This window comes from Stenotrophomonas sp. 05L413 (genome assembly GCF_056397945.1).
Window position 1 is genome coordinate 266,734 of the sequence record NZ_JBFTOL010000001.1, and the last position, 14,837, is coordinate 281,570.

11 protein-coding genes are annotated in these 14,837 nt (G+C 66.3%); 10 read left to right on the plus strand and 1 reads right to left on the minus strand.

The genetic code is table 11. From position 1 onward, the window contains the following. The first annotated feature begins 15 nt into the window (after positions 1 to 15). From AC1DIQ_RS01205 to AC1DIQ_RS01215, 3 genes are all read left to right on the plus strand, one after another. Positions 16 to 900 (plus strand): GIN domain-containing protein, encoded by an 885-nt coding sequence (locus AC1DIQ_RS01205; protein WP_478049308.1) that lies wholly within the window; start codon positions 16 to 18, stop codon positions 898 to 900. Positions 901 to 930: 30 nt separating this feature from the next. Next, positions 931 to 1,539 (plus strand): DUF2884 family protein, encoded by a 609-nt coding sequence (locus AC1DIQ_RS01210; RefSeq protein ID WP_478049309.1) that lies wholly within the window; start codon positions 931 to 933, stop codon positions 1,537 to 1,539. A gap of 93 nt (positions 1,540 to 1,632) precedes the next feature. Further along, complete coding sequence (locus AC1DIQ_RS01215; RefSeq protein WP_478049310.1) at positions 1,633 to 2,058, plus strand: hypothetical protein; 426 nt, start codon at positions 1,633 to 1,635, stop codon at positions 2,056 to 2,058. Positions 2,059 to 2,227: 169 nt separating this feature from the next. On the opposite strand, the gene AC1DIQ_RS01220 is transcribed toward AC1DIQ_RS01215, so the two are convergent. Further along, positions 2,228 to 3,640 carry a class II fumarate hydratase gene (locus AC1DIQ_RS01220; RefSeq protein ID WP_478049311.1) on the minus strand — a complete coding sequence of 471 codons (1,413 nt, stop codon included), beginning with the start codon at positions 3,638 to 3,640 and terminating at the stop codon, positions 2,228 to 2,230. A 295-nt stretch (positions 3,641 to 3,935) separates the two neighbouring features. Here AC1DIQ_RS01220 and AC1DIQ_RS01225 point away from each other — a divergent pair, with 295 nt between their 5' ends. The 7 genes from AC1DIQ_RS01225 (at position 3,936) to lpdA (ending at position 14,814) form a co-directional block, all read left to right on the plus strand. Next, positions 3,936 to 5,258, plus strand: coding sequence for a hemolysin family protein (locus tag AC1DIQ_RS01225; RefSeq protein ID WP_121037953.1), 1,323 nt, complete (start codon positions 3,936 to 3,938; stop codon positions 5,256 to 5,258). Positions 5,259 to 5,295: 37 nt separating this feature from the next. Continuing rightward, complete coding sequence (gene purB / locus AC1DIQ_RS01230) at positions 5,296 to 6,663, plus strand: adenylosuccinate lyase (protein ID WP_123730904.1); 1,368 nt, start codon at positions 5,296 to 5,298, stop codon at positions 6,661 to 6,663. A 63-nt stretch (positions 6,664 to 6,726) separates the two neighbouring features. Next, positions 6,727 to 8,130 carry a ribosomal protein uL16 3-hydroxylase gene (locus AC1DIQ_RS01235; RefSeq protein WP_478049312.1) on the plus strand — a complete coding sequence of 468 codons (1,404 nt, stop codon included), beginning with the start codon at positions 6,727 to 6,729 and terminating at the stop codon, positions 8,128 to 8,130. A 14-nt stretch (positions 8,131 to 8,144) separates the two neighbouring features. Beyond that, positions 8,145 to 9,053, plus strand: coding sequence for a GNAT family N-acetyltransferase (locus tag AC1DIQ_RS01240; protein WP_478049313.1), 909 nt, complete (start codon positions 8,145 to 8,147; stop codon positions 9,051 to 9,053). 185 nt (positions 9,054 to 9,238) lie between these two features. Next, positions 9,239 to 12,070 carry a 2-oxoglutarate dehydrogenase E1 component gene (locus AC1DIQ_RS01245; RefSeq protein WP_478049314.1) on the plus strand — a complete coding sequence of 944 codons (2,832 nt, stop codon included), beginning with the start codon at positions 9,239 to 9,241 and terminating at the stop codon, positions 12,068 to 12,070. Positions 12,071 to 12,113: 43 nt separating this feature from the next. Beyond that, positions 12,114 to 13,316, plus strand: a complete 1,203-nt coding sequence (gene sucB / locus AC1DIQ_RS01250; protein ID WP_121037965.1) for a dihydrolipoyllysine-residue succinyltransferase — start codon at positions 12,114 to 12,116, stop codon at positions 13,314 to 13,316. 61 nt (positions 13,317 to 13,377) lie between these two features. Further along, a complete protein-coding gene (gene lpdA, locus AC1DIQ_RS01255; protein ID WP_121037968.1) occupies positions 13,378 to 14,814 on the plus strand; it encodes a dihydrolipoyl dehydrogenase in 1,437 nt (478 codons plus the stop codon). Positions 14,815 to 14,837 lie beyond the last annotated feature (23 nt).

The window sequence follows — 14,837 nt, forward strand, 5'->3', positions numbered from 1 at the left end:
ACTGAGGAGCCACCCATGATCCGCACGCTCGCTGTTGCTTCCCTGTTGTTGCTGCCGCTGACCGCCCTCGCCGATGAACCGCAGTGCAAGTTCAACGAAGTGCGTGACCTCAAGCTCGACCTGGCCGGCGCCAAGGCGGTGGTGTTCGAAGTGAACCAGCACGACCTGGTGCTGCAGGCCGGGCCGGGTGCGGCCCAGCTCGGGGGGCGCGCCTGCGCCTCCAATGCGGATTGGCTGCGCGAACTGACCGTGACCCAGCAGAAGGTCGGCGACAAGCTGGTCGTCCGCCTGCAGCGCGACGCCCGCAACACGCTCACCATCAGCGGCAGCAGCTATGCCTACCTGGACATGCGCGGCACCGTACCGGACTCGATCCTGGTCCAGCTCAAGGTCGGCTCCGGCGATGCCAGCGTCACCGGTGCGCACTCGCTGAGCGCCGACGTCGGCTCGGGTGACATCAAGGTTCAGCAGATCAAAGGCCTGGTGACCGCAGCGGTCGGCTCGGGCGATGTCATCCTCGACGGTGCCGGTGCGCTGAACCTGCTCTCGGTCGGTTCCGGCGATTTCAAGGCCCGCAACATCCGCGGCGATGCCAAGGTCGGCACGATCGGCTCGGGCGACTTCGAGCTGGATACCGTGGGTGGCAACGTCGAGATCGGCGTGGTCGGCTCCGGTGATACCGATGTGCGCAAAGCCAAGGGCAACGTGCGCGTCGGCACCGTCGGCTCCGGCGACACCGACCTGCGCGATATCGGCGGCAGCGTCACCGTGGACCGTCATGGGTCGGGCGATGTCACCGTCCGCGATGTCGGCGGCGACCTGCGCGTGGCCAACAGCGGCAGCGGCGATATCCGCCACAGCAACATCCGCGGCCGGGTGGAACTGCCGCGCGGCAAGTAAGCCTCTCTTCTCCTCTGACGGATACGCATCATGACGACTCGACTGCTGCTGCCTGCCCTGCTGTTGTGCCTGCCGATCGCGGCCTGTACCGCCCCCGACAGTGGCAAGGGCAAGGCGCCCGCCGACCAGAGCGCCGCCGCCCCGGCGACCAGCGCGCTGGATACCGATGGCATCGGCAAGACCGTACAGGAGGCCACCGAGAAGGCCCGCCGGGAGATCAGCCAGGGCAACATTTCCATCGCCAACGGGAAGACCCCGAAGGCGGAGATCAGCCCGCAGGGCGACCTGCTCATTGATGGCAAGGCCGTTACCGTGGATGCCCACCAGCGTGCGCTGCTGCTGGACTACCGCAAGCAGGTCGAGCAGCTGGCCAGTGCCGGCATGGAGATCGGCGTGGCCGGTGCCAATCTCGGCGTGAAGGCGGCCGGCGAAGCCATCAAGGGCATGTTCTCCGGCGACACCCAGGGCATCGAGGCGCGCGTGAACGACGAGGCCAGGAAAATCGAGGACCAGGCCAAGAAGCTGTGCGGGCTGCTACCCGGCATGATGGTGAAGCAGCAGGCGCTGGCCGCTGCGCTGCCGGCCTTCCAGCCCTACGCAACGATGGACCAGAGCGACATCGACGACTGCGGCAAGTAATCCCGGCACTGCCTGCGACGATGCGTCGCAGGCAGGCCCTTCCCGGCGCCGGAGGACTACAATCCCCCTTCCCGTCGCATGCGTTGCCTGCTCATGAAGAAGCTGTGTCTGTTGCTGTTCGCCCTGTTCTGCCTGGTCGCCACCGGTTGCGATCAGGAGTACCGCAATCACCGCGCCGAGCGCAGCAAGCCGAAGATCACCGTCAGCGACGGCATGGTCACCGTGCGCCGCGCGCCTGCGCCGAACATCATCATCCTGCCCAACGGGCACATGAAGATCGATGAGATCGAGATTCCGCTCAACGAAGAGCAGCAGGCGATGCTGCAGGGCATGTTCGGCCAGCTGCAGGTGCTGCGCCAGAACACCCTGACCGACGCCCCGCCGGACCCGGCCAAACGCTCGGTGAAGATCCAGGTCCCCGAGGGCATGCAGCCGATCCCGCCGGACCTGATCACGAAGATTCCGGAATTCAAGGACTACACCGAAACCTTCGGCAACCTGCAGGCCACTCGCCACTGAGTGTGTGCGCGAGCCCCGCAGTGACCGGCAGGCCCCTGGGCAAATGTCCGCCGCCTGGCGGCGACGGCCTCCTCCTTGATTTTGCCCTGGGGCCCACCGGCCGCTACGGGGCTCACGCACAAAAAAACGGGCCGCTCGGCCCGTTTTTCGTTTCAGGTAGGGCGAGCGGTCAACCGCCCCCGCCTCCACCGCCCTGGATGCCACCGGCAGTCAGTGCCGCCGGATCCAGCAGCCTGCGCAGTTCGGCTTCGGACAGGCCACTGTCTTCCTTGGCCACGTCCAGCACCGGGCGTTGTTCCTTGTAGGCGCGCTTGGCAATTGCCGCCGCCTTCTCGTAGCCGATGATCGGGTTCAAGGCGGTCACCAGGATCGGGTTGCGATCCAGTGCCTCGCGGACGCGATCCTCGCGCACCTTCAACCCGGCGATCGCGGTATCGGCGAGCAGACGGGTGATGTTGGCCAGCAGATGGATGCCATCAAGCAGGTTGGCCGCGATCAGCGGCAGCGTCACGTTCAACTGGAAGTTGCCGGTCTGGCCGGCCACGGTGATCGCGGTGTGGTGGCCGATCACCTGGGCGCACACCATCACGGTAGCTTCGGGAATCACCGGATTGACCTTGCCCGGCATGATCGAGCTGCCTGGCTGCAGCGCCGGCAGTTCGATCTCGCCCAGCCCGGCCAGCGGCCCGGCATTCATCCAGCGCAGGTCGTTGGCGATCTTGATCAGCGCCACGGCCAACGCGTTGAGCTGGCCGGACAGTTCGACCGCATCGTCCTGTGCGGCGAGGCCTTCGAACTTGTTTTCCGCGCTGTCGAACTTGATGCCGGTCTGCTGCTTGAGCTGCTTGGCCACCAGCGCGCCGAAGCGCGGGTCGGCATTGATGCCGGTGCCGATCGCCGTGCCACCCAATGGCAGGCGACGCAGCCGCTTGAGGCTGTCTTCGATCCGATCCTGGGCCGAGGACAACTGCGCCGACCACGCACCGAATTCCTGTTCGAAGGTCAGCGGCATCGCATCCATCAGATGGGTGCGGCCGGTCTTGACCACCTTGCGCAGTGCGCGGCCGCGCTTGTCGATGGTCTTGCGCAGGTGCACCAGCGAAGGCAGCAGCTGCTCATGCACGCCCAGCAGCGCGGAGACACGCAGCGCGGTGGGAATCACATCGTTGGAGCTCTGCCCCTGGTTGACGTGATCGTTGGGATGCACCGCGGTCTTGCCGGCCTTGCCCGCGCGGTTGGCGAGGGTGGCGATGACCTCGTTGGCATTCATGTTCGAGGAGGTGCCCGAACCGGTCTGGTACACATCGATCGGGAAGTGCGCGTCGTGGCGGCCGTCGGCAACGTCCGCCGCCGCCGCTTCGATGGCCTTGCCGATGTTGCGCGGCAGATGGCCCAGCTCGACATTGACGTTCGCCGCAGCGCCTTTGACCAGGCCGAGCGCGCGGATGAAACCACGCGGCATACGTTGGCCCGACACCGGGAAATTATCGACGGCGCGCTGGGTCTGCGCGCCCCACAATGCATCGGCGGGCACCTGCAGCTCGCCCATGCTGTCGTGTTCAATCCTGAAACCCTTGCTCATTGCTTCAACTCCGCACATCTTTCGTGGATGAAAGGGAACCTGCGGCTGGCAACGGGCCTGATTCCCTGGCTGGCGGCTCGCATCACGATACTCCCAAGCGCCGTTGAAACCCAAGGCCGCGATGGATCGGCTAGACTCGGGATTCGCTTCCATTCAGACAGCCTGCCGCCCCCATGGGTGACGATCCCGACAGTAGTACCGGGCGTGCCGCCGCGCACGCACCGATGACCGCCCTCGCCGCCCCGGCGACCGCGGGTACCCCCTCGCCCCTGGCAGCGCCGCTGCGGGGCCGCGAATGATCGGCAACCTCCTGCTCCTTGCGCTGGCGCTGCTGCTGGTGGTGCTCAACGGTTTCTTCGTGGCCGCCGAGTTCGCGCTGGTCAAGCTGCGCCACACCCAGGCCGTGGGCCTTGCGGAAAAAAACGGCTGGCGTGGGCGCCTGCTGCTCAACGTGCACGCGCACCTGGATGCGTATCTGTCCGCCTGCCAGCTGGGCATCACACTGTCCTCGCTGGGCCTGGGCTGGGTGGGTGAACCGGCGTTCGCGCATCTGCTGCAGCCGCTGTTCGATACGCTGGGGTTGACCCCGGAAGCCTCGCGCCTGACCGCTTTCATCATCGCCTTCAGCATCATCTCGTTCCTGCACATCGTGCTGGGCGAACTGGCCCCGAAGTCGATGGCGATCCGCCGCCCGGAAGCGATGTCACTGTGGACGGCCGCACCGTTGTACCTGTTCTACTGGGCGATGTACCCGGCCATCTGGCTGCTCAACAACAGCGCCAACGCGCTGCTGCGCCTGGCCGGCTGGGGGGATGTGGAGCACACCTCGCACCGTTATTCGCGCGAGGAGCTCAAGCTCATCGTGGGCCGCCAGCAGCCCACCGGCAGCGCGCCGGACCAGGACCTCACCCTGATGAGCCACGCCCTGGAACTGCCCGAACTGGTGGCCGGCGACCTGATGCGCTCACGCGACCATATGCGTTCGTTCCGCGACGGGATGAGCCTGGCCGACGTGATGGCCGAGTTCGCCGAGAGCCGCTACAGCCGCTACCCCTGGTTCGACCGCGACGGCGAGGAAGTGCTCGGCATCCTGCACATGAAGGACCTGCTGGTGGAAATCGCCCGCGGCAACCCAACCGACGATCTGCGCCCGCTGCTGCGCCCGGCCAACCTGATCGCGCTGGAGACCCCGGTGCCGCTGGTGCTGGAGCGCTTCCGCACCGGCACCACCCACCTGGCACTGTGCGTGGAAGAACACGGCCGCATCCTGGGCTACTTCACCCTGGAAGACCTGCTGGAAGTGGTGGTCGGCGATATCGAGGACGAGCACCCGCATGTCGTCAAGGACGCCCCGACCCGCGGCGCGGACGGCACCCTGCTGGTGGCCGGCTCGACCTCCATCTTCCGGCTGGAGCGGCTGCTGGGGCATGACCTGAGCGCGCCGGACCACCTCAATTCGGTCGGCGGGCTGATCGTGCACCAGCTCCAGCGCCTGCCCGAGGAAGGCGAGCAGCTGGAGATCGACGGGCACCTGTTCACGATCAAGCGCATGGCCGGGCACCGGATCCAGGCGGTGACGGTGCGCATGGCACAGGCCGAGGACGCCGGGGCAGCGTAGAATGACGGCCCCCGCTGCCACCGATCTGCGCCCTGCCATGTCCGAATTCGCCCTGCTCGCCCTGTCCCCGCTCGATGGCCGCTACGCCGGCAAGGTCGACGCCCTGCGCCCGATCTTCTCCGAATACGGCCTGATCAAGGCCCGCGTGAAGGTGGAAGTGGAATGGCTGCTGGCACTGGCCAATGAACCGGGCATCGTCGAACTGGCCCCGTTCTCGGCCGCTGCCACCGCGCGCCTGCGGGCCCTGGCCGATGACTTCGCCCCGGCCCACGCCGCGCGGGTGAAGGAGATCGAGCGCACCACCAACCACGACGTCAAGGCCGTGGAGTACTTCATCAAGGAGCAGCTCACCGCCGATGCCGAGCTGGGCCCGGCGCTGGAATTCGTGCATTTCGCCTGTACCAGCGAAGACATCAACAACCTCAGCTACGGCCTGATGCTTGAGCAGGCCCGCCGCGAGGTGCTGCTGCCGTCGCTGGACAACATCGCCGGCGTGCTGCGCGCCCTGGCCCACGCCCAGGCTGCCCAGCCGATGCTGTCGCGTACCCACGGCCAGACCGCCTCGCCGACCACCCTGGGCAAGGAAGTGGCCAACGTCGTGGCCCGTCTGGAGCGCCAGCGCCGCCAGATCGCCGCAGTGGAGCTGACCGGCAAGATCAACGGCGCGGTGGGCAACTACAACGCGCACGTCATCGCCTACCCCGACGTTGACTGGCCGGCCTTCGCCCAGCGCTTCGTGGAAAGCCTCGGCCTGGTGTTCAATCCGTACACCACCCAGATCGAGCCGCACGACAACGTCGCCGAGATCGGCGATGCCGCGCGCCGCGCCAACATCATCCTGATCGATCTGGCCCGCGACGTCTGGGGCTATATCTCGCTGGGCTACTTCAAGCAGAAGCTCAAGGAAGGCGAAGTCGGCTCCTCGACCATGCCGCACAAGGTCAACCCGATCGATTTCGAAAACGCCGAAGGCAACTTCGGCATCGCCAACGCCCTGTTCGAGCATTTCAGCGCCAAGCTGCCGATCAGCCGCTGGCAGCGTGACCTGACCGACTCCACCGTGCTGCGTGCGGTCGGCACCGCGTTCGGCCACACCCAGGTCGCCCTGGACTCGTTGGCCAAGGGCTTGGGCAAGCTGACCGTGAACCCGGAACGCCTGGACGCGGACCTGGACGCCGCGTGGGAAGTGCTGGCCGAAGCCGTGCAGACCGTCATGCGCCGCCACGGCCTGCCCAACCCCTACGAACAGCTCAAGGCGCTGACCCGCGGCCAGGGCATCACGACCGAATCGATGCAGGCCTTCGTTGAATCACTGGAGCTGCCGGCCGACGCCAAGCAGAGCCTGCGCGCCCTGACCCCGGGCGGCTACATCGGCCTGGCGGCGGACCTGGCCAAGGCGATCTGAAGGCATGGGCGCGGCACCGTCGCGCCCCCCAATACCCGTCTATACGCTGCAAGGACCTCCCCCATGGCCGCACGCAAGATCAAAACCCCCGTCATCGACATCCAGGCCCGCCCCGGCCTGCCGCTGGGCATGCCCGCTGCCACCTTCCTGCGCGATTACTGGCAGAAGCGCCCGCTGCTCATCCGTGGCGCCTTCCCGGATTTCGAAACCCCGGTGCAGCCCGAAGACCTCGCCGGTCTGGCCTGTGAAGAAGGCGCGCTGTCGCGCCTGATCACGCACGATCGCGCCACCGATGGCTGGAGCGTGCGCACCGGCCCGTTCCAGGAAGAAGAATTCCCCGGCATGCCCGACCACGACTGGACCCTGCTGGTCCAGGACGTGGACAAGTGGGACGCCGACGTGCGCGCCCTGATCAGCCACTTCAACTTCCTGCCGCGCTGGCGCATGGATGACGTGATGATCAGCTTCGCCGCCACCGGCGGCTCGGTCGGCGCCCATGTGGACCAGTACGATGTCTTCCTGCTGCAGGCCCATGGCCATCGCCGCTGGCAGATCGACGCCAGCGAATCCATCAAGGGCAAGCGCCCGCCGCTGGACTTCCGCGACGACGTCGAACTCAAGCTGCTGCGCCGCTTCAAGCCGACCCACGACTGGGTGCTGGCCCCGGGCGACATGCTGTACCTGCCGCCGAACGTGCCGCACAACGGCGTCGCCGAAGATCCCTGCCTGACCTTCTCCTTCGGCATGCGCGCCCCGGCCTCCGCCGAGCTGATCAGCGACTACCTCGATACCCTGATCGAGGGCGCCGACGAGTCCATCCGCTACCAGGATCCGGACCTGAAGGTGCCTGAAGATCCGAACGAAATCGACGTGGTCTCGATGAACCGCGTGGTCGAAGCGCTCAACGCCATCCGCATGAACGATCCGGACAAGCTCGGCGACTGGTTCGGCCGCTTCATCACCACCTACCGCGCCGCCGGGGAAGTGATGGCGCACGGCGAACCGCTGCCGCGCGAAGAAATCGAAGCCGCGCTGGGCGCAGGCGTGGAACTGCAGCGCCACCCGTGGGCGCGCCTGGCCTGGCGTCGTGCCAAGCGCGGTGCCAGCCTGTACTGCAGCGGCCTGGACTTCGCCCTGCCGGTCAAGGATGCCCAGGTACTGGCCGGCGCCGAACAGATCGGCGCGGCGCTGTACCAGAAGCTCTCGGCCAAGGGCCGCGATGCCGTGCAGGCGCTGGTCGCCGGCGGCTTCTACCAGCTGGTGGACGATGCCGGGTTCGAGGACGAAGACGACTACGTCGCCGAGTACGACATCGTCGACGGCACCGACGCGGTCGAGGTCATCGATGACGAGGCCATCCAGGCCGATGTGCACGAGGTCACCATCCATGACGACGGCATCGAAGTGATCGTCGATTTCGACGACAGCGACGAGACCGACGGCAAGGACGAGCCCCCGCGCGGCTGATCCGCCCGCCCGCCATGGCCGCCTCCGGTTTCCAGGTTGACGTGGTCGATTACCCGGCGCAGCACGCCGCGCTGCACCGGGTGCGGTTCACCGTGTTCGTCGACGAACAGCAGGTCCCGGCCGAGCTGGAGATCGACGCGCTCGATCCCCTTAGCGTGCACGTGCTGGCCCGGGACACCGACGGCACGCCGATCGGTGCCGGCCGGCTCACCCCGGAGGGCCGGATCGGCCGGATGGCGGTGCTTGCGGCCTGGCGCGGCAAAGGCGTCGGCGACGCCCTGCTGCAGGCCCTGATCCAGCAGGCGCGGGCCCGTGGCTGGCGCGAGGTCGGGCTGCATGCGCAGCTGCCGGCCCGCGTGTTCTACACCCGGCAGGGCTTCCTGCCCGAGGGCGAGGTGTTCGAAGAGGCCGGCATCGCCCACCAGCACATGCGCCTGGCCCTGTCCGGGGCGGTCGCGATCGACCGGGCCGAGGACGCCGTGGCGATCACCACCGCGCTGGTCCACCGCGCCCGCCGCCAGCTCTGGATCCACAGCCGCCAGCTTGACCCCGGCCTGCTTGATGCACCGCCGGTGCTGGAGGCGCTGCGCCGCTACGCCACCGCCCGCCACGACAAACATGCCTGGCTGATCGTCCACGACAGCGCCGCCATCCATCAGGCCGGCTCGCCCCTGTTGACCCTGCTGCAGCGCCTGCCGAGCGTATTCCGGGTGCGCGAAGCAAGCGATCCGATCGACCGCGCCACGGCATCGGCCTGTCTGCTCAATGACGCCGGCGACTACTACTTTCGTCTGAGTGGCCACCGCTTCGACGGTGAGGCGGGTTTGTCCCAGCCGGCACGTTCACAACCGTTGCAGGACGGTTTGCAGCGCGTATGGGAACGTTCGCGTGATTGCAGCGAACTGCGCGCACTGGGCCTGTAGCTCACCCCACGCTCCCGAACCTGTCTGGGAATGACACCGCGGTCCCCGCACTGGCCCGTACGGTGCCCCTTCCTGTCTCGATGGGGGTACAATTTGGGGTGTTAGATACCGCCCGCGCAGGGCTATTCACTTTTCCCTGCCGGATCATCGAAGCCTTACCCCACAAGCGAATCCGACTCTCCATCGTGGACAATCAACTGAAGCAGTTTGCGCAATCTTCGCAGCTCGCCGGCGGCAACGCCTCCTATATCGAGGATCTGTACGAGCAGTACCTCGTTTCTCCGGACAGTGTCGATCCCAAATGGAAGACCTACTTCGACGGCTTCCAGGGCCGCGAAGCCGGTGATATTCCGCATTCGGCCGTCATCGCCCACATTGCCGACGCCGCCAAGAATGCCGTCAAGAGCGGCACCGCCGCCGGTGCCGGCGACGAGCGCGAGCGCAATGTCGGCCGCCTGATCACCGCCTACCGTTCGCGTGGCCACATGGCCGCCCGCCTGGACCCGCTGAGCCTGACCGCGCCGACCAATCCGCCGGATCTGGGCCTGCCGTTCCACAGCCTGTCGGAAAGCGACCTGGGCAGTGAGTTCAGCACCGGCGGTGTCGCCGGGCAGCCGCGCATGAAACTGCGCGACCTGCTGGAGCGCCTGAAGAAGACCTACACCGGCTCGATCGGTGCGGAATTCATGCACATCTCCGAGGTCGAGCAGCGCCAGTGGCTGTACCAGCGCCTGGAACTGGCCGGTGGCAACTACAACCTGGATGCCGATACCCAGCGCCGCACCCTGGAGCGCCTGACGGCTGCCGAGGGTCTGGAGCGCTACCTGCACACCAAGTACGTCGGCCAGAAGCGCTTCTCGCTGGAAGGCGGCGATGCGCTGATCCCGATGATGGACACCATCATCCGTGACGCTGGCAAGGATGGCGTCAAGGACGTGGTGATCGGCATGGCCCACCGCGGCCGCCTGAACGTGCTGGTCAATACACTCGGCAAGAGCCCGCGCAAGCTGTTCGACGAGTTCGAAGGCAAGTTCGAGCACGATGACCACGCCTCCGCCGGCGACGTGAAGTACCACATGGGCTTCTCCGCCGACGTCTCCACCCCGGGCGGCGCCGTCCACCTGGCGCTGGCGTTCAACCCGTCGCACCTGGAAATCGCCGATCCCGTCGTGGCCGGCAGCGTGCGCTCGCGCCAGGAACGTCGTGGCGATACCGCCCGCAAGCAGGTGATGCCGATCCTGATCCACGGCGACGCGGCCTTCTCCGGCCAGGGCGTGGTGATGGAGCTGTTCCAGATGTCCCAGGCCCGCGGCTTCGCCGTCGGTGGCACGGTGCACATCGTGGTCAACAACCAGGTCGGTTTCACCACCTCCAACCCGCTGGATACGCGCTCCACGCGCTACGCCACCGACGTGGCCAAGATGATCGCCGCCCCGGTGCTGCACGTGAATGGCGACGATCCGGAAGCCGTGGTGTTTGCTGCCCAGCTGGCCTTCGAGTTCCGCCAGAAGTTCGCCAAGGACGTGGTCATCGATCTGATGTGCTACCGCCGTTGGGGCCATAACGAGGCCGACGAACCGGCGATCACCCAGCCGCTGATGTACCAGGTGATCCGCAAGCACCAGACCACCCGCGAGCTGTACGCCGCGGCGCTGGAAGCTGCCGGCGTGATCGAAGCCGGTGGCGGCAAGGCGCTGGTGGATGCCTACCGCAACAAGCTCGATGCCGGCGAAGTCACCACCGAGCTGGCCCAGGTCGAAAAGACCCCGGCCACCAGCAAGATGTACGTGGATTGGCCCAAGCTGCTCAACGGCAAGCTCTCCGACGCGGTCTCCACCGCGGTCGGCATGGAGAAGGTCAAGCAGCTGGCGCAGATGATCAACACCGTGCCTGAAGGCGTGGAACTGCACTCGCGCGTGGCCAAGGTCTATGACGACCGCCGCAAGATGGCCGCCGGCGAGATCCCGGGCGACTGGGGCTTTGCCGAGAACCTGGCCTACGCCACGATCCTCGACGAAGGCAACAACCTGCGCCTGGTCGGCCAGGACGTGGGCCGCGGTACGTTCACGCACCGCCACGCGATCCTGCACGACCAGAAGACCGACAACTACTACCTGCCGCTGCGCCAGCTGGTCGAGTCGCYGGAACAGGCCACCATCATCGATTCGCTGCTCAGCGAAGAAGCGGTGATGGCCTATGAGTACGGCTTCTCCACCACCGATCCGAACACCCTGTGCATCTGGGAAGGCCAGTTCGGCGATTTCGCCAACGGCGCCCAGGTCGTGATCGATCAGTTCATCGCCGCCGGCGAAGCCAAGTGGGGCCGCATCACCGGCCTGACCCTGCTGCTGCCGCACGGTTACGAAGGCCAGGGCCCGGAGCACAGCTCCGCGCGCCTGGAGCGCTTCCTGCAGCTGTGCGCGCTGGAGAACATGCTGGTGTGCGTGCCGTCGACCCCGGCGCAGGCGTACCACATGCTGCGTCGCCAGATGCGCATGACCACCCGCAAGCCGCTGATCGTGATGTCGCCCAAGTCGCTGCTGCGCCACAAGCTGGCGGTGTCGACCCTGGAGGAACTGGCCAACGGCGAGTTCCAGCACCTGATCGGCGATGCCAACGCAGACGCCAAGAAGGTCAAGCGCGTGGTGCTGTGCTCGGGCAAGGTCTACTACGACCTGCTGGAAGACCAGACCAAGCGTGGCCAGGACGATGTCGCCATCATCCGCGTGGAGCAGCTGTATCCGTTCCCGCGCGTGGCACTGGCAGCAGAGCTGAAGAAGTATGGCAAGGCGGCCGATGTGGTGTGGTGTCAGGAAGAACCGCAGAACCAGGGTGCCTGGTACCAGATCCGTCACCACCTGCAGGCGTGCCTGGCCGATGGCCAGAGCATCCATTACGCAGGTCGCGCCCGTTCGGCATCGCCGGCCGCTGGACACATGGCTGACCACATCATCGAACAGCAGAAGCTGATCGCCGATGCCCTGGTCAACCCGTTCAACGACTCGGTCGCTGAATAACTCTCCCCCTCATTCTAGAAAAGACAAACCAGGAAGCTCCCGCATGGCCACCGAAGTCAAAGCCCCGGTACTGCCCGAATCCGTCGCCGACGGCACCATCGCCACCTGGCACAAGAAGGTCGGCGATGCCGTCAAGCGCGATGAAAACCTGCTTGATCTGGAAACCGACAAGGTCGTCCTGGAAGTGCCGTCGCCGGTCGACGGCGTGCTGAAGGAGATCAAGTTCGAGGTGGGCGCCACTGTGACCTCCAGCCAGGTCGTGGCGATCATCGAAGAAGGCGCCGTGGCCGATGCCCCGGCGCCGGCCGCGGAAGAGAAGAAGGCCGAGGCCGCACCGGCCAAGGCGGCGGCTCCGGCCGCTGCCGCAGCGCCCGCACCGGCCGCCAAGTCCGCTGCCGACTCCCTGCCCCCGGGCGCCCGCTTCACCGCCATCACTGAAGGCGTGAACCCGGCCGACGTGGACGGCACCGGCCGTCGTGGCGCAGTGACCAAGGAAGACATCGTCAACTTCGCCCGTAACGGTGGCGCCGGCAAGTCCGGTGGCGCACGTCCGGAAGAACGCGTGCCGATGACCCGCATCCGCAAGCGCATCGCCGAACGCCTGATGCAGTCCAAGAACGGCACCGCGATGCTGACCACCTTCAACGAGGTCGACCTGTCCAAGGTCTCGGCCGCGCGCAAGGATCTGCAGGACGAGTTCGTAAAGGCCCACGGCATCAAGCTGGGCTTCATGAGCTTCTTCGTGAAGGCCGCCGCCAACGCGCTGCAGCGCTTCCCGCTGGTCAATGCCTCGATCGATGGTGATGACATCATCTATCACGGCTACTCGGACATCTCGATCGCCGTGTCGACCGAGAAGGGTCTGGTGACCCCGGTCCTGCGCAACGTCGAGCGCATGTCCTTCGCCGACATCGAAAAGACCATCGCCGACTACGCCAAGAAGGCCCGTGACGGCAAGCTGAGCCTGGAAGAACTGCAGGGCGGCACCTTCACCGTGACCAACGGCGGCACCTTCGGCTCGCTGCTGTCGACCCCGATCATCAACCCGCCGCAGAGCGCCATCCTGGGCATGCACGCCATCAAGGAGCGTCCGATCGCCCAGAACGGCCAGGTCGTGATCGCGCCGATGATGTACCTGGCGCTGTCCTACGATCACCGCATCATCGATGGCAAGGACTCGGTCCAGTTCCTGGTGGACATCAAGAACCAGCTGGAAAACCCGGGCCGCATGCTGTTCGGCCTGTAAGACCTCCCACCCCTCCGCGCCTGCGCGGAGGGGTTCTGGTAAAGAAACAAGGAATATCTCAATGGCTGAACAATTCGACGTCGTCGTCATCGGTGCCGGCCCGGCCGGCTACCATGCCGCCATCCGCGCCGCGCAGCTGGGTCTGAAGACCGCCTGCATCGACGCTGCGCTGGGCAAGGACGGCAAGCCGGCCCTGGGCGGCACCTGCTTGCGCGTGGGCTGCATCCCGTCCAAGGCGCTGCTGGATTCCTCGCGCCAGTTCTGGAACATGGGCCACATCTTTGGCGACCACGGCATCAGCTTCAAGGACGCCAAGATGGACGTCGAGGCGATGGTTGGCCGCAAGGACAAGATCGTCAAGCAGTTCACCGGCGGCATCGCCATGCTGTTCAAGGCGAACAAGGTCACCGCGTATTACGGTTTCGGTGAGCTGCAGCCGGGCAACATCGTCAAGGTGAAGCAGCACGACGGCTCGGAAGTCGAGCTGAAGGGCACCAACGTCATCATCGCCGCCGGTTCGGATTCGATCGAACTGCCGTTCGCCAAGTTCGACGGCGAGACCATCGTCGACAACGTCGGCGGCCTGGACTTCACCGAAGTCCCCGCCCGCCTGGCCGTGATCGGTGCCGGCGTGATCGGCCTGGAACTGGGCAGCGTCTGGAAGCGCCTCGGTTCGGAAGTGACCATCCTGGAAGCCCTGCCGGACTTCCTGGCGGCCGCCGATGCCGAAGTGGCCAAGACCGCCTTGAAGGAATTCAAGAAGCAGGGCCTGGACATCCGTCTGGGCGCCAAGGTCTCCAAGGCCGAGGTGACCGGCAAGGGCAAGAAGAAGGAAGTCGCCCTGACCTACACCGATGGTGAAGGCGAGAAGAGCCTGATCGTGGACAAGCTGCTGGTGGCCGTTGGCCGTCGCGCCGCCACCAAGGGCCTGCTGGCCGAAGGCACCGGCGTCAAGATCAACGAGCGTGGCCAGATCGAAGTGGACGCGCACTGCCACACCGGCGTCAATGGCGTCTGGGCGGTCGGTGACTGCGTGCGCGGCCCGATGCTGGCGCACAAGGGCTTCGAAGAAGGCATCGCCGTGGCCGAGCTGATCGCGGGCCTGCCGGGCCACGTCAACTTCGACACCATCCCGTGGGTGATCTACACCGAGCCGGAGCTGGCCTGGGTCGGCAAGACCGAGCAGCAGCTCAAGGACGAAGGCATCCCGTACAAGGCGGGCAGCTTCCCGTTCGCCGCCAACGGCCGTGCCGTGGCGATGATCGAGCCGACCGGCTTCGTGAAGGTCCTGGCGCATGCCGAGACCGATCGCATCCTGGGCATGCACCTGGTTGGCGCGAATGTCTCCGAGCTGGTGCACGAAGGCGTGCTGACCATGGAGTTCAGCGGTTCGGCCGACGACCTGGCGCGCATCTGCCACGCCCACCCGTCGTTGTCCGAAGTGGTGCATGACGCCGCTATGGCCGTCAGCAAGCGCGCGATCCACAAGGCGAACTGAGCCGGCGTTGGTGCCGTAACGAA

Coding starts and splice junctions, on each gene's coding strand:
- AC1DIQ_RS01210 (WP_478049309.1), top strand. CDS start 931: ATGACGACTCGACTGCTGCTGCCTGCCCTGCTGTTGTGCCTGCCGATC.
- AC1DIQ_RS01220 (WP_478049311.1), bottom strand. CDS start 3,640: ATGAGCAAGGGTTTCAGGATTGAACACGACAGCATGGGCGAGCTGCAG.
- purB (WP_123730904.1), top strand. CDS start 5,296: ATGTCCGAATTCGCCCTGCTCGCCCTGTCCCCGCTCGATGGCCGCTAC.
- AC1DIQ_RS01205 (WP_478049308.1), top strand. CDS start 16: ATGATCCGCACGCTCGCTGTTGCTTCCCTGTTGTTGCTGCCGCTGACC.
- AC1DIQ_RS01215 (WP_478049310.1), top strand. CDS start 1,633: ATGAAGAAGCTGTGTCTGTTGCTGTTCGCCCTGTTCTGCCTGGTCGCC.
- AC1DIQ_RS01225 (WP_121037953.1), top strand. CDS start 3,936: ATGATCGGCAACCTCCTGCTCCTTGCGCTGGCGCTGCTGCTGGTGGTG.
- sucB (WP_121037965.1), top strand. CDS start 12,114: ATGGCCACCGAAGTCAAAGCCCCGGTACTGCCCGAATCCGTCGCCGAC.
- lpdA (WP_121037968.1), top strand. CDS start 13,378: ATGGCTGAACAATTCGACGTCGTCGTCATCGGTGCCGGCCCGGCCGGC.
- AC1DIQ_RS01240 (WP_478049313.1), top strand. CDS start 8,145: ATGGCCGCCTCCGGTTTCCAGGTTGACGTGGTCGATTACCCGGCGCAG.
- AC1DIQ_RS01235 (WP_478049312.1), top strand. CDS start 6,727: ATGGCCGCACGCAAGATCAAAACCCCCGTCATCGACATCCAGGCCCGC.